General features: G+C 65.6%; 13 protein-coding genes. 8 read left to right on the top strand and 5 right to left on the bottom strand.

The genetic code is table 11. From position 1 onward, the window contains the following. Window positions 1-6: 6 nt before the first annotated feature. Both A5727_RS19095 and A5727_RS19090 read right to left on the bottom strand, forming a co-directional pair. Window positions 7-1,173, bottom strand: a complete 1,167-nt coding sequence (locus A5727_RS19095) for an acyl-CoA dehydrogenase family protein (RefSeq protein ID WP_068253211.1) — start codon at window positions 1,171-1,173, stop codon at window positions 7-9. Window positions 1,174-1,275: 102 nt separating this feature from the next. Beyond that, window positions 1,276-2,574 (bottom strand): amidohydrolase family protein, encoded by a 1,299-nt coding sequence (locus A5727_RS19090; RefSeq protein WP_068253208.1) that lies wholly within the window; start codon window positions 2,572-2,574, stop codon window positions 1,276-1,278. A 418-nt stretch (window positions 2,575-2,992) separates the two neighbouring features. Between A5727_RS19090 and A5727_RS19085 the strand changes: the two genes are divergently transcribed. The 6 genes from A5727_RS19085 to A5727_RS19060 are packed head-to-tail and all read left to right on the top strand — an operon-like array spanning window position 2,993 to window position 8,220. After that, the gene (locus A5727_RS19085; RefSeq protein WP_068253204.1) at window positions 2,993-4,309 is read left to right on the top strand and encodes an SRPBCC family protein; all 1,317 of its coding nucleotides are present in this window, start codon (window positions 2,993-2,995) and stop codon (window positions 4,307-4,309) included. Continuing rightward, window positions 4,302-4,646 (top strand): hypothetical protein, encoded by a 345-nt coding sequence (locus A5727_RS19080; protein ID WP_068253201.1) that lies wholly within the window; start codon window positions 4,302-4,304, stop codon window positions 4,644-4,646. Before A5727_RS19085 ends, A5727_RS19080 begins: the two co-directional genes overlap by 8 nt. Window positions 4,647-4,648: 2 nt before the next feature. Beyond that, complete coding sequence (locus tag A5727_RS19075) at window positions 4,649-5,875, top strand: metal-dependent hydrolase family protein (RefSeq protein WP_068253198.1); 1,227 nt, start codon at window positions 4,649-4,651, stop codon at window positions 5,873-5,875. Further along, complete coding sequence (locus tag A5727_RS19070) at window positions 5,859-6,302, top strand: nuclear transport factor 2 family protein (protein WP_068253194.1); 444 nt, start codon at window positions 5,859-5,861, stop codon at window positions 6,300-6,302. Before A5727_RS19075 ends, A5727_RS19070 begins: the two co-directional genes overlap by 17 nt. Further along, the gene (locus A5727_RS19065; protein ID WP_068253191.1) at window positions 6,299-7,420 is read left to right on the top strand and encodes an acyl-CoA dehydrogenase family protein; all 1,122 of its coding nucleotides are present in this window, start codon (window positions 6,299-6,301) and stop codon (window positions 7,418-7,420) included. The genes A5727_RS19070 and A5727_RS19065 overlap by 4 nt, the downstream gene beginning before the upstream one ends. Window positions 7,421-7,431: 11 nt before the next feature. Continuing rightward, on the top strand, window positions 7,432-8,220 hold the full coding sequence (locus tag A5727_RS19060) for an acyl-CoA dehydrogenase family protein (RefSeq protein ID WP_068253301.1): 789 nt from the start codon (window positions 7,432-7,434) through the stop codon (window positions 8,218-8,220). A gap of 82 nt (window positions 8,221-8,302) precedes the next feature. On the opposite strand, the gene A5727_RS19055 is transcribed toward A5727_RS19060, so the two are convergent. Beyond that, window positions 8,303-9,679 carry an NtaA/DmoA family FMN-dependent monooxygenase gene (locus A5727_RS19055; protein ID WP_068253188.1) on the bottom strand — a complete coding sequence of 459 codons (1,377 nt, stop codon included), beginning with the start codon at window positions 9,677-9,679 and terminating at the stop codon, window positions 8,303-8,305. 131 nt (window positions 9,680-9,810) lie between these two features. On the opposite strand from A5727_RS19055, the gene A5727_RS19050 reads away from it, so the two are divergent. Then, window positions 9,811-10,401, top strand: coding sequence for a TetR/AcrR family transcriptional regulator (locus A5727_RS19050; RefSeq protein WP_068253185.1), 591 nt, complete (start codon window positions 9,811-9,813; stop codon window positions 10,399-10,401). Window positions 10,402-10,432: 31 nt separating this feature from the next. On the opposite strand, the gene A5727_RS19045 is transcribed toward A5727_RS19050, so the two are convergent. Further along, complete coding sequence (locus tag A5727_RS19045) at window positions 10,433-11,284, bottom strand: TIGR03619 family F420-dependent LLM class oxidoreductase (RefSeq protein ID WP_068253182.1); 852 nt, start codon at window positions 11,282-11,284, stop codon at window positions 10,433-10,435. 97 nt (window positions 11,285-11,381) lie between these two features. Here A5727_RS19045 and A5727_RS19040 point away from each other — a divergent pair, with 97 nt between their 5' ends. Beyond that, complete coding sequence (locus tag A5727_RS19040; protein ID WP_068253179.1) at window positions 11,382-12,593, top strand: cytochrome P450; 1,212 nt, start codon at window positions 11,382-11,384, stop codon at window positions 12,591-12,593. A 19-nt stretch (window positions 12,594-12,612) separates the two neighbouring features. Here the strand turns inward: A5727_RS19040 and A5727_RS19035 are convergent, their stop codons facing one another. Then, window positions 12,613-13,398: an SDR family oxidoreductase gene (locus A5727_RS19035; RefSeq protein WP_068253175.1), complete on the bottom strand. Its 786-nt coding sequence runs from the start codon at window positions 13,396-13,398 to the stop codon at window positions 12,613-12,615. Window positions 13,399-13,534: the final 136 nt, after the last annotated feature.

The following is a 13,534-nucleotide window of genomic DNA, read 5'->3' as shown; positions in this document are numbered from 1 at the left end:
ATTCTCCTAGTAGCTCTTGGGCAGGCCCAGGACGTTGGAGCCGAGGAAGTTCAGGATCATCTCCTGGCTCACGGGGGCGATCTTCATCAGCCTGGACTCGCGGAAGAACCGGGAGATGTTGTACTCCTCGGAGTAGCCCATGCCGCCGTGGGTCTGTAATGCGCGGTCCGCTGCATCGAACCCCGCGTCCGCGCACAGATACTTGGCCATGTTGGCTTCCCGGCCGCAGGACTTCCCGTTGTCGTAGAGCCAGGTCGCCTTGCGCAGGATGAGCTCTGCGGCGTCGAGTCGGGCCAGCGAGTCCGCCAGCGGGAACTGGATGCCCTGATTCATGCCGATCGGCCGGTCGAACACGACGCGCTCGTTGGCGTACTTCACCGCACGGTCCAATGCGACCCGTCCGATACCGAGCGCTTCGGCCGCGATCAGCATCCGCTCCGGGTTCAGGCCGTGCAGGATGTAGGAGAAGCCCTTGCCCTCCTCCCCGATACGGTCTTCGACGGGCACCCGCAGGTCGTCGATGAAGACCTCGTTCGAGCTGACGGCGTTGCGTCCCATCTTGGTGATGGGGCGGATGTCGATGTGGTCGCGGTCGATGTCGGTGAGGAACAGCGACAACCCGTCGGTGGGCTTGGCCACCTGATCGCGGGGTGTGGTGCGGGTCAGCAGCAGGATCTTCTCGGACTCCAAAGCCTTGGAGATCCAGACCTTTCGGCCGTTGACCACGTAATGGTCACCATCCCGTTTGGCGAAGGTGGTGATGCGGCTGGTGTCGAGGCCGGCGCCGGGTTCGGTGACTCCGAAGCACACGTGCAGGTCGCCGTTGACGATGCGTGGCAGCGTCGCCCTCTTCATCTCGTCGGAGCCGAACACGACGACGGGCTGCATGCCGAAGATCGACATGTGGATCGAACTCGCGGCGTTCATACCTCCGCCGGACCGCGCCACCTCCTCGGCCAGGATGGTGGCCTCGGTGATGCCCAAACCGTGGCCCCCGTACTCCTCCGGGATGGTCATGCCGAGCCAGCCGCCAGAGGCGATCGCGTCGTAGAACTCCTGCGGGAATTCGTGTGCCTGGTCCTTCTGCATCCAGTAGTGGTCGTCGAACTTGGACGCCAGTTCCGCGACCGACTTACGGATCAGCTCCTGATCCTCGGTCAGTTCGAAACTCATTCCGCCAGACATGTTCTGCCCTTCATCTGCACATGGTTGTCGACTCGCACCGTGCCCCTGGAACGGTGCGAGTCGGTCTGCCTCCGCGTTCGCGGCGGCGGACTACTGCTTGGCTCCGGAGATCTCGGTGGCCTTGGCCGCGAAATCCGCGAAAGTCGCCTTCTCACCATCGCGCTCGTGTGAGAGGGCGCGGATGGAGACGTCGTGGCCTTCGACGCTGGCGCGCAGGGCGCCGACGGTGGCCTGGTCTTTGGGGATGTGGGTGAACGGGTCGAAGTGGTAGAGCCGCATCGCGTTCTCGTGGGTGATCTTGTTGATCTCGTCATCGGCGACGTCGTAGGTGTCGAACACCGCCATCAGCTCCTCGGGGGCACCGGGCCACATCGAATCACTGTGCGGGTAGTCCATCTCCCAGCAGATGTTGTCCACCCCGATCAGATGCCGGTTCTTCACCCCGACCGGATCGGAGATGAAACAGGTCATGAAATGCTCCCGGAACACCTCCGAGGGCAACTTCCCCCCGAAGTCCTGATGCGTCCACGTCGAATGCATCTCAAAGGTGCGGTCCACCCGATCCAGGAAATACGGAATCCAACCCGTCCCACCCTCACTCAACGCGATCTTGAGATCCGGGAACTCCTTGATGGGTGCTGACCACAACAGATCCGCGGCGGCCTGCACGATGTTCATCGGCTGCAGCGTGATCATCACATCCATCGGCGCATCCGGAGCGGTGATCGCCAACTTCCCCGACGAGCCGATGTGCACGTTCATCACCGTGTCGGTCTCCACCAGCGCCTCCCACAACGGCCGCCAGTACTCCAGATCATGAAACGACGGATACCCCAGCGTCGACGGGTTCTCGGTGAACGTCAGCGAATGCACACCCTTCTTATTGACCCGGCGCACCTCATCGGCGCACAACTGCGGATCCCAGATCGCCGGGATCGCCATCGGAATGAACCGCCCCGGATGGCTGCCGCACCACTCGTCGATGTGCCAGTCGTTGTAGGCCCGCACCAACGCCATCGAGAACTCGACGTCCTCGGTGGCGAACAACCGCGCCGCGAACCCGGGAAACGACGGGAAGTTCATCGTGGCAAGCACCCCACCGGCAGACATGTCCTTGACCCGCTCGGCCGGGTCATAACAACCGGGCCGGATCTCATCGAGACCCTGCGGCTCCAGCCCGTACTCCTCCTTGGGCCGGCCCGCCACCGCATTCAACGCCACATTCGGAATCACCACATCCCGGAACTGCCAGGTGTCAGACCCATCGGCGTTGTGCACCAACCGCGGTGCCTCATCGACATACTTGGCCGGCAGATGATTGGCGAACATATCCGGCGGCTCAATGATGTGATCATCCACGCTGATCAGAATCATGTCGTCCTTGTTCATGGCATTCCTTCCATGCGGGCGCCCAATCCAAGGATCCTCGTCAGTCGACGGGGTGGCGACGACAGACGGCGGCGCGACGGCTCAATGCGTTCTCCCCACTAGGAAACTAGCTTCTCACTTCGAGAGAATCAACATCCGGAAGCGGCTTCGGTCGAGTTGCCGGAGGCGTAAGCGCAGGTGGGCGGGGTTGTCCGCGATTCGCGTCGGCCAGCCCGCCACGACACGCACGTTGACCAAACGGGAACTTCGTGGAAATCTGTTATCCGTATATGAGAATATGATTCTCGTGAGCGAGAGGAGACAGGCCCATGACGAGTACAGCCGCTGTGCCGGTCAACCGATCGCCCCTTGAACCCCTCGGCGTCACACCCCGCCCGATCACGGCCCCGAACGCCTGGAAGAACAGGAGAACTGACTGATGGCCCACTTTCCCAAACCGGCGGTAGGCAGCTGGACCGAGAACTGGCCCGAACTCGGCACCGCTCCCGTGGACTACACCGACTCCATCGATCCGGAGCAGTGGAAGCTCGAGCAGCAGGCGATCTTCCGCAAGACGTGGCTGCACGTCGGCCGCGTCGAGCGGCTGCCCAAGACCGGCAGCTACTTCACGCGCGAGATGCCGTCGGTCGGCGCCGGGACGTCGATCATCATCGTCAAGGACAAGGACGGCACCGTCCGTGCCTTCTACAACCTGTGCCGCCACCGCGGCAACAAGCTGGTGTGGAATGACTACCCCGGCGAAGAGGTCTCCGGCAGCTGCCGGCAGTTCACCTGCAAGTACCACGCCTGGCGCTACGGCCTCAACGGCGATCTGACCTTCGTGCAGCAGGAGGACGAGTTCTTCGACCTCGACAAGGCCGACTACCCGCTCAAGCCGGTCCGCTGCGAGGTGTGGGAGGGCTTCATCTTCGTCAACTTCGACGACGACGCCGAGCCGCTGGAGGACTACCTGGGTGAGTTCGGTCAGGGCCTCAAGGGGTATCCGTTCCACGAGATGACCGAGCACTACAGCTACCGCGCGGAGATCAAGTCCAACTGGAAGCTGTTCATCGACGCGTTCGTCGAGTTCTACCACGCGCCGATCCTGCACATGAAGCAGGCGACCAAGGAGGAGGCCGAGAAGCTGGCCAAGATCGGCTTCGAGGCGCTGCACTACGACATCAAGGATCAGCACTCGATGATCTCGTCCTGGGGGGGCATGAGCCCGCCCAAGGACCTCAACATGGTCAAACCGATCGAGCGCATCCTGCACTCCGGCCTGTTCGGCCCGTGGGACCGGCCCGACATCAAGGGCATCCTCCCCGACGAACTGCCCCCGGCCGTCAACCCGGCGCGTCAGCCCACATGGGGCCAGGACTCCTTCGAGTTCTTCCCCAACTGGACTCTGCTGCTGTGGGTTCCGGGCTGGTACCTGACCTACAACTACTGGCCCACCGGCGTGGACTCCCACATCTTCGAGGCCAACCTGTACTTCGTGCCGCCGAAGAACACCCGCCAGCGCCTCTCGCAGGAACTGGCCGCGGTGACATTCAAGGAGTACGCGCTGCAGGACGCCAACACCCTGGAGGCCACCCAGACCCAGATCGGCACCCGGGCAGTCACCGAATTCCCGCTGTGCGATCAGGAGATCCTGCTGCGCCACCTGCACCACACCGCGCACAAGTATGTCGACAGGTACAAAGAAGCCCAAGCAGAGCAGTCCGCCAAGACCAACGGGAGCCCCGCACATGTCTGACACCAAAGAGGCCCTTCTGCCCGCTGAGTTCGCCGACCTGGAGCGGTTCAGCGACTGGATCCTGGCCACCGAGCCCGAGCGCTACGCCAAACGGCTGGCCTCGACCATGGAGGAGATGCAGGATCTCTACGACGCGGGCACCGCTCGCCTCGAAGAGGTGATGGTCTACCTCGATGCGCGATTCCCGTTGCACGACATGCCCGACGACGCCAAGCGGCTCATGCACCTGATGCAGTCCGTGGTGATGGTGAGCTTCCCGGTCGAGGTGTGGAAGCAGCCGCGGGTGCTCGACAGCGGTGCCGCATGGGTCGAGATCGTCAAGGAGCCGGTGGTCTAAGCGTGCTTACGCTCAAAGCAGCCGGACTGCTTGACGTCGATGCCGGGGAGATCATTCGCCCCGGCATCGTCCGTGTCGACGGTGACCGCATTGTCGGTGTGGGCGGGCCGTTTCCGAACGACTCCGAGGTCATCGACCTTGGTGACTCGATCCTGCTGCCCGGCCTGATGGACATGGAGGTCAACCTGCTCATGGGTGGGCGCGGGGAGAACCCCGGTCTGTCCCAGGTGCAGGACGATCCCCCGACCCGGGTGCTGCGCGCGGTCGGCAACGCGCGCCGCACCCTGCGGGCGGGTTTCACGACGGTGCGCAACCTCGGCCTGTTCGTCAAGACCGGCGGGTACCTGCTCGACGTCGCGTTGGGCAAGGCCATCGACGCCGGCTGGATCGAGGGACCGCGTGTGGTTCCCGCAGGGCACGCGATCACGCCCACCGGTGGCCATCTGGATCCGACCATGTTCGCCGCGTTCATGCCGGGTGTTCTGGAACTGACGATCGAGGAGGGCATCGCCAACGGCGTCGACGAGATCCGCAAGGCCGTGCGCTACCAGATCAAGCATGGTGCCCAGCTGATCAAGGTGTGCTGTTCGGGCGGCGTCATGTCGTTGACCGGAGAGGCGGGCGCACAGCACTATTCGGATGAGGAACTGCGCGTCATCGTCGACGAGGCGCACCGTCGTGGGCTGCGAGTGGCGGCCCACACGCACGGCGCCGAGGCCGTCAAGCACGCGATCGACTGCGGGATCGACTGCATCGAACACGGGTTCCTGATGGACGACGAGGCCATCAAGTTGATGGTCGAGCATGACCGGTTCCTGGTCTCGACGCGCCGGCTCGCCGAGTACATGGATGTGTCGAAGGCCCCGCCGGAGTTGCAGGCCAAGGCAGCCGAGATGTTCCCGAAGGCGCGCACATCCATCAAGGCAGCCTATGAGGCGGGGGTGAAGATCGCGGTGGGCACCGACGCTCCCGCGATCCCGCACGGCAAGAACGCCGACGAACTGGTGACCCTGGTCGAATGGGGCCTGCCGCCGGCCGCCGTGCTTCGAGCGGCCACCGTGGTGGCGGCCGACCTGATCAACGTCACCGACCGCGGCAGGCTGGCCGTGGATCAGGTTGCCGACATCATCGCGGTGCCGGGAGATCCGTTGGCCGACATACGCGTGACCCGAAACGTCAACTTCGTCATGAAAGGTGGCAAGGTCTTCAAAAATGAGATCAACAACTAAGCCCACCCGCATCGAGGATCTGGTCGAGATCCAGCAGATGCTCGCCAAGTACGCCGTCACCATCACCCAGGGTGACATCGACGGCCTGGTCAGTGTCTTCACGCCGGACGGCACGTACAGCGCATTCGGCGAGACCTACACCCTCAACCGGTTTCCGGTTCTCGTCGATGCCGCGCCCAAGGGTCTGTTCATGACCGGCACCGCGCTCATCGACCTCGACGAGGGCGCCGACACTGCCTCGGGTATCCAACCCCTGTGCTTCATCGAGCACTCCAAGCACGACATGCGCATCGGCTACTACCGCGACACCTACGTGCGTACCGAGGACGGGTGGCGCCTGCGGACCCGTGCCATGACGTTCATCCGGCGCAGCGGTGATCACGACCACGGCCGCCCGCACGCGATCGGCAGGCCCGAGGCCGGATGACCGATCTGCATCAGCCTGCCGAGTTCCGAAAGGCGTTGCGCGCCTGGCTGGACGAGTGTGACCTGACGCCGCCGGACGACCACTCGCTGGCCGGCCACATGACCCAGTTCCGGCGAGTGCAGCGGGCGCTGTACGACGCGGGGTGGGGCCGCTACGGCTGGCCTGAGCATGCGGGCGGCCTCGGTGGTCCCGCGATCCTGCGGGCCATCGTCGGCGAAGAGGTCGTCGGACGTCGACTGGCCGAACCGGGTCCGTACTCGATGCTCGAGGTGCTGACCCCGACCATGATCGACTACGCACCCACCGACCTCGCGGCCGAGATGGTGCCCAAGCTGCTGCGCGGTGAAGAGCAGTGGTGCCAGGGCTTTTCGGAGCCGGGCTCCGGCAGCGACCTGGCTTCGATCACGACTCGGGCGAGCCAGCAGGGCGACAAGTGGGTGATCAACGGCCAGAAGGTGTGGACGAGTTTTGCCCAGCACTCGCAGCGCTGCATCCTGCTGACCCGCACCGGCGACGCGGAGACCCCCAACCACCAGGCCATCACCGCGTTCTTCGTCGACGTCGACACCCCGGGCATCTCGGTACGCCCGCTGCGCACCATGCACGATGTCGACGAGTTCTGCGAGGTCTACTTCGACAACGTCGAGGTCGACGCCGGCCGCATGCTCGGAAAGCCCGGCGACGGCTGGCAACTCGCGATGGATCTGCTGCCGTATGAGCGCTCGACGTGCTTCTGGCAGCGCATCGCCTACCTGTATTCGCGGTTCGACGCCCTGGTCGCCGAGGTCAAGGGTGACGGGCAGGCCGTGGACAGTGATCTGGGCGCGGTCTACCTGGCGCTGCACACCCTGCGCTGCCGGTCGCGCGCCACGCAGCACCGGTTGGCGGAGGGCCACAGGCTCGGACCGGACACCTCGATCGACAAGGTCCTGTTGGCCGGCGCCGAGCAGTTGCTCTACGACACCGCACGGGATCTGATGCCCAGCGTGATCGAACTGGAGGACACCGACTGGCGCACCGAGTACCTGTACTCGCGGGCCGCCACGATCTACGGCGGCACGGCCGAGGTGCAGCGAAACATCATCTCCCGTCGGCTGTTGGATCTGGGGAAGGAGTGAGCATGGAGACCATGGACGCGGAATCGCTCGGACTGCTCGAGGACGCGCTGCGCAAGACCATGCTGACCACCTCCGGCACCAAGCTGGACGCCGCGCTCGCCGAACTGGGTTGGGCCGAGATGCTCTCGGATATGCCCGACGTGGCGATCCCGCTGGTGTTCCGACTGCTGGGCGAAACAGGTTCGCACGCTTCAGTTCTCAACGATGTGCTGCTGGAGACCATCGGTGGCCTGCCGGGCGGCACGCCCCCCGTGCCCTACACGGGCGGCGGTTGGGTGGTGTGGGCCCGGGCCGACGACGGCGATCAGACGCTGGGCGGTCTGCCGCTGCGCCGGGTGCCCGACGGTGAACTGATGCGGATGGGTGAGGCCCGCCGCGCGGTCGGGTGGTGGCTGGTCGGCTCGGCACGGGCGATGCTGTCGCTGGCCCGCCAACACGCCCTGGACCGGGTGCAGTTCGGCAAGCCCATCGCGTCGTTTCAGGCCGTCCGGCATCGTCTGGCCGAGACGCTGGTCGCGATCGAGGGCGCCGAGGCGACACTGGGACTGCCGGGCACCGAGAGCCCCGACTTGACCGCCATGCTGGCCAAGGCCGCGGCGGGCAGGGCCGCACTGACCGCGGCGAAGCACTGCCAGCAGGTGCTCGGCGGCATCGGTTTCACCGAGGAGCATGATCTGCACGTGCATGTGAAGCGGGTGCTGGTGCTCGACGGACTGCTCGGCAGCTCAAGGGAACTCACCCGCAAGGTCGGCGCGGGTCTGCGGGCCCGCGGGTCGGTGCCCAGACTGGCGGAACTCTAGCCCTCTCCCCTTTTTACCGCCGAGGGGTGACTTATTCACGGGCCTTCCTGGGAAAACCCGTGAACAAGTCACCTTTCGGCGTTCAGGCGAGCGTTCCGCGGAAACCCCGTGCGGGATGGCGCTCGTTGATGTGCGGGTGGTCGGTGTCGAAGATCTTCTGCCGCAATGTCCCTGGGCGGTACTCGGTCTGCATCAGGCCCTTCGCCTGCAGCACCGGCACGACGTGGTCGAAGAAGTCGTCGTAGCTCTCGGGCATCAGCATGTTCATCACCTGGAAGCCGTCGGAACCCGCAGCCTGGAACTCCATCAGCCGCGTCGCGATGGTCTCGGGTGAGCCGACCACCATCTGCGGCAGCGACATCGTCGTGAGGAAGTCCCGAATGGTGGGCCTGCTGCCCGCGGGCCAGGCGTTGATGAGCGACAGGAACGCGCCCTGGATGCCCGGCATCGACTCGAGGAGGTCCTCCAACGGGGTCTCGGGGTCATACTGGCCGAGGTCCATACCGGACAGGCTGGCGAAATAGGCCGCCTGCGCCTCCTGCGACCGCCACTCCTCGAGTTCCATCCACTTGCGGTTGGCCTCCTCGTCGGTGGAGCCCACCACGAACATCAGCCCCTGCAGGAAGACAATGTCCTCGTCGCAACGCCCGTGTTCGCGGGCCTTGGCCCGCACCGTGCCGACCTGTTGCGCGATGGCCTCGGGCGTGAACGCCGACAGGAACATGACCTCGGCGTGCCTGCTCGCGAAGTCGAGTCCCGCGGGTGATCCGCCGGCTTGTGCGAGCAGCGGCGTCCGCTGCGGCGAGGGCTCCATGAGGTTGTAGCCCTCGACGCGATAGCGGTCGCCGACGTGGTTGATGTCGTGCACCTTCGTAGGGTCGGTGTAGATCCCGCGGTCGGGATCGTCGACCACGGCGTCGACGTCCCACGATCCCTCCCACAGCTTGTAGACGACGTCGGTGTACTCCTGGGCCCACTCATAGCGCTGGTCGTGGGTCAGCCCGCCGGGCACGCCGAAGTTGGCGAAGGCGCGTTCGTTGGCCGAGGTGACGATGTTCCACCCGACCCGGCCGCCACTGAGCTGGTCCAGCGTCGACACCTGGCGCGCGAACGCGAACGGATGCTGCTGGATCACCGAACTCGTGTACATCAGTCCGATGTCGGTGGTCTCGTGCGCGAGCACCGGCAGCAGCATCGTGCAGTCGCCGATGGGTACGTTCATCGCCTGCTCGAAGACGATGTCCCGCGATCCGTTGTACTCCCCCTGCACTCCGAGGACGTCGGTGAAGAAGAAGGCGTCGAACTTGGCCCGCTCAGCCTTCTTCGCCAGATCGACCCACATGTCGAAGTTCTTGTACTCCCGGTTACGGGCCCGCGGATGCCGCCAGCCGCCCTGGAAGTTGTGTCCGACGGAGTTCATCACCAACAGCGTGAAGATCATGCGTTTGGGCACCGACATCCTCCGACCATCTCAGGGTGATCCCACGTCAAAAAGCGCCGTAGGCTATACACCCGTATAGCATAGCCGGGTCGCAGTGCGGCCCGCACAGTGCGTGTCAGACTGTAGGCAGTTCAAGAGGCGAGGAGATCATGGCTGCAGCACCGCGGCGCGTCGGCGCTGAGAACTCCAAGACGCGCGACGCCCTGCTCGACTGCGTCGAGCGGTTGTTGCTGGAGAAGGGCTACGCCAGCGTCACCTACCGCGCGCTGGCCTCGGAGGCCGGCGTCACCCCCAGCCTGGTGCAGTACTACTTCCCCACCCTCGATGAGATCTTCGTCGCCGCGATTCGTCGGTACTCCGAAGCCAATCTGGAGTACCTGACGAAGACGTTGGCGGCTCATCCCGACGAACCGCTTCGGACGCTGTGGCGCTACAACCAGCGTGAGGCGACGGGCGCCCTGATGACTGAGTTCATGGCCCTGGGCAACCACCGCAAGTCGATCCAGACCGAGATCGCCCAGGTGACCAAGCGCATGCGCAAGGTGCAGGTGGACGCGCTGGCGGCGAAGTTCGGCAAGGACGCCCGCCCGGGCGGCCACTTCTCGCTGGCCGCACTGCAACTGCTGATGTCGGGCATCCCGAAGTTCCTGAGCCTTGAAGAGGGTGTGGGGGTCAAGACCGCCCACAAAGAGGTGACGTCGGCTTTCGAGCAGTACCTGGAGTCACTCGAGGAGTCCTAGGTCTCGCCCGGCGCGCCCGGCGGTCGCGGGGTCACCGCAACTCGTCGACGAACTGCGCGCACCGGTCCAGAAATGGCAGCGTGGTCGCGGGATCAGCACCGCCGCGCCTTCCGCCACCGACGACCGCACGGTTGAATCCGAGGTCCCGATAGCCGGCCAGCACCTCGACCTTCGGCTCGCCCCACACCATGATCGTGAGGTCCAGTGCGGCCGGATCGCGACCGGCCTCCTCGGCCGCCCGGCGGAAGTCGGACAGCGCTCCGGCCACGTCACGCAGTGCGGCATCACCCGGCAGCCACCCGTCGGCCCATTTCGCGCAGGCCCGCACGGCCTTGGGCCCGGTCGCGGACGCCAGCAGGGGCGGACGCGGGCGCTGATGCGGTTTCGGGTAGGACCACACCGGATCGAAGTCGAAGAACTCGCCATGGTGCGACGACTCGTCCTGGGTCCACAGCGCGTCCAGCGCAGCCACCATGTCGGCGAGCGCCCGGTAGCGGTCGGACCACGCGATCGGCCTCGACGCCTCGAGTTCGGCGCGCATCCCCACTCCCACACCGAACAGCAGTCGCCCCCCGCTGAGGAGGTCCAGCGTGGCGACCTGCTTGGCGAGGGTGAACAGCTCGCGTTCGAGCGGCAGCGCGACCGCCGTGCCGAGGCGCAGCGTCGTGGTGGCCTGCGCCGCCATGGCCAGCGAGAGCAGCGGGTCGAGGATCTGCTTCTGGGACTCGAGCAGACTCTTGGGCAGCGCAGCACCGGCAGAGACCGGCACCTGCGGGTGTTCACCGACCCAAAGTGACTCGAAACCACGGGATTCCAGCTCCGCACCCAGCACCGCCACCGGTATGTCGCGGGGCGTGTTCAGCGAGACGTAGCCCAATTCCATCGCCGCTCCTTCAGTCCATCCGGCGGGTGCTGTACGATCGTACTGCATGCCAGGTCGGCTTCCGGCACAAGGACTTACACCAGGACCTAGGAGCACGATGCACGCCTTAGACGGTGACCAGTCACGGGCCGATCAGCTCTCGTACGATCCGTACGACATCGAGATCGACGTGGACCCCTACCCCACCTACCGCCGACTGCGGGACGAAGCCCCCGTGTACTACAACGAGCGGCTCGACTTCTGGGGGCTGAGCCGCTTCGCCGACGTCGAGGCCGGTCTGCGCGACATCGACAACCTGAGCTCTGCCAAAGGCGACATCCTCGAGGTGGTCAAGGCCGAACCCGTCATGCCGCTGGGCGTGTTCATCAACGAAGACCCTCCGCTGCACACCGTGCACAGGCTGCTGGTGTCACGCGCATTCACGCCGCGGAAGATGGCCGCCATCGAGGAGCATGTACGGGCATTCTGCGCGGCCTGCCTCGATCCCCTCACCGAGGGCGACCGCCTCGACTTCACCCTGGATCTCGGCGCCGAGCTGCCCATGCGCGTGATCGGCATGCTGGTCGGCATGCCCGACTCACTGCAGCGCAGCGTGCGGTCCATCGCGGGCCGCAGGCTGCGCAACGAACCCGGGAAGCCACTGAAGGTCAGCAAGACCAACTACTTCAACGGCAACATGTTCGCCGACTATGTGGCGTGGCGTGAGCAGAACCCCTCCGACGACCTGGTCACCGAACTGCTCAACGTCGAGTTCAAAGACGTGTCCGGCACCGTGCGCCGACTGAGCACCGACGAACTGCTCGTATTCCTCGGGGTGATCGCCAATGCCGGTACCGAGACCGTCGGCCGCCTCTTCGGCTGGCTGGGAAAGCTGCTGGGTGAGCACCCCGATCAGCGCCGCGAGCTGGTGGCCGACCCGTCGCTGATCCCGTTGGCCGTCGAGGAGGTGCTGCGCTACGAACCGCCGGTGCACCACATCGCGCGGTATGTGGCCAAGGACGTCGAGTTCCACGGTCAGACCATTCCGGCCGGCAGCGCGCTGCTGCTGATGGCAGGGGCCGCCAACCGCGACGAGCGCAAGTTCGACGACCCCGAACGATTCGACATCCACCGCAATGCCAATCACCTGTCATTCGGCCGCGGCACGCACTTCTGTCTGGGGGCGTCGTTGGCGCGCCTCGAAGGCCGAATCGCGCTGGAGGAGATCCTCAAGCGCTGGCCGGATTGGACGATCGATTCCGAGCACGCGGTCCGGGCCCCCACGGCCACGGTCCGGGGCTGGGACACCATGCCTGCGATCATCGGCTGACGATCGCAGGCATGTTCGGCTAGCGCCGCGCGATGGGCATGTTCAGACGGCTGTCGCGGCATTCGACGTCAGCGAATTCCATTGCCCATGCCGGCTTTCCGTGCTGCACCACCCAGCAGGACCCCGCCGCATCCAGCGGTGCGCCGGCGGCTGTCAGAACCGCGTCAGCGATGGCCTCGGGTTCCATCACGGGCACACCCAGGCGTTCGACGAGCGAACGCCGATCACCGAGCACGCCGGTCTCGGTGATGCCGGGGCAGATCGTGTGCGCGGCGATCCCCTCGGCGGCGAGGTTCGGCGCGATCGACCGCATGAACCCGACCACGCCGTGCTTGCCCAGGGAGTAGACCGGATCGGGATGCCAAGGCAGCAGGCCCGCCAGCGACGCGGTCGCCAGAATCAGACCTTCCGTGGCATTCTCGCGAGCCCGCATCGCACGGACGGCCGCCACCGCACCGAACACGACACCGTCCAGATTCACTCCAACGGAGCGCCGATACTGCGCCAGGTCGAGGGTCCCGATGTCACCGGTCCAGTGAATGGTGATGCCCGCGTTGAGGAATGCCAGATCCACGCTGCCGAGTTCCGCCCTGCAGGTGTCGAAGGCCCGCTCCACCTGCTCGGCGTCCGACACATCGCACCGCAGCCCAAGCCCACCGAGTGAGCTCGCCACCCCCTCGGCCGTGTCACCGTCGATGTCGAGCACGCACACCCGCATGCCCTCGGCCGCCAGTCGCTGTGCACTGGCCCGCCCGATCCCGGATCCGCCCCCAGTGATCAGGGCCACGCGATCTTTGAGCTCCATGAGTTCTCCCTAACGTGCGCGGGCCGGGGCCCCGGGGGGGGGGGGGGCGGGGGGTGAAAGGGGGGGGGGGTGTGGCAAACAAGAGACGGGGGGGGGGGGGGGCGGGGGCGGGGGGGGGGGTGGGGGGAGGGTGCGG

It is taken from the genome of Mycobacterium sp. ACS4331 (assembly GCF_001667265.1).
Lineage (GTDB): Bacteria > Actinomycetota > Actinomycetes > Mycobacteriales > Mycobacteriaceae > Mycobacterium.
Note: the sequence above shows the minus strand (reverse complement) of the source record. Positions and strands in the feature narration are given on the sequence as shown.

Excerpts from the sequence above, each read along its gene's own strand:
- A5727_RS19095 (WP_068253211.1), bottom strand. The coding sequence starts at position 1,173 with ATGAGTTTCGAACTGACCGAGGATCAGGAGCTGATCCGTAAGTCGGTC.
- A5727_RS19090 (WP_068253208.1), bottom strand. The coding sequence starts at position 2,574 with ATGAACAAGGACGACATGATTCTGATCAGCGTGGATGATCACATCATT.
- A5727_RS19085 (WP_068253204.1), top strand. The coding sequence starts at position 2,993 with ATGGCCCACTTTCCCAAACCGGCGGTAGGCAGCTGGACCGAGAACTGG.
- A5727_RS19080 (WP_068253201.1), top strand. The coding sequence starts at position 4,302 with ATGTCTGACACCAAAGAGGCCCTTCTGCCCGCTGAGTTCGCCGACCTG.
- A5727_RS19070 (WP_068253194.1), top strand. The coding sequence starts at position 5,859 with ATGAGATCAACAACTAAGCCCACCCGCATCGAGGATCTGGTCGAGATC.
- A5727_RS19065 (WP_068253191.1), top strand. The coding sequence starts at position 6,299 with ATGACCGATCTGCATCAGCCTGCCGAGTTCCGAAAGGCGTTGCGCGCC.
- A5727_RS19060 (WP_068253301.1), top strand. The coding sequence starts at position 7,432 with ATGGACGCGGAATCGCTCGGACTGCTCGAGGACGCGCTGCGCAAGACC.
- A5727_RS19055 (WP_068253188.1), bottom strand. The coding sequence starts at position 9,679 with ATGTCGGTGCCCAAACGCATGATCTTCACGCTGTTGGTGATGAACTCC.
- A5727_RS19050 (WP_068253185.1), top strand. The coding sequence starts at position 9,811 with ATGGCTGCAGCACCGCGGCGCGTCGGCGCTGAGAACTCCAAGACGCGC.
- A5727_RS19045 (WP_068253182.1), bottom strand. The coding sequence starts at position 11,284 with ATGGAATTGGGCTACGTCTCGCTGAACACGCCCCGCGACATACCGGTG.
- A5727_RS19040 (WP_068253179.1), top strand. The coding sequence starts at position 11,382 with ATGCACGCCTTAGACGGTGACCAGTCACGGGCCGATCAGCTCTCGTAC.
- A5727_RS19035 (WP_068253175.1), bottom strand. The coding sequence starts at position 13,398 with ATGGAGCTCAAAGATCGCGTGGCCCTGATCACTGGGGGCGGATCCGGG.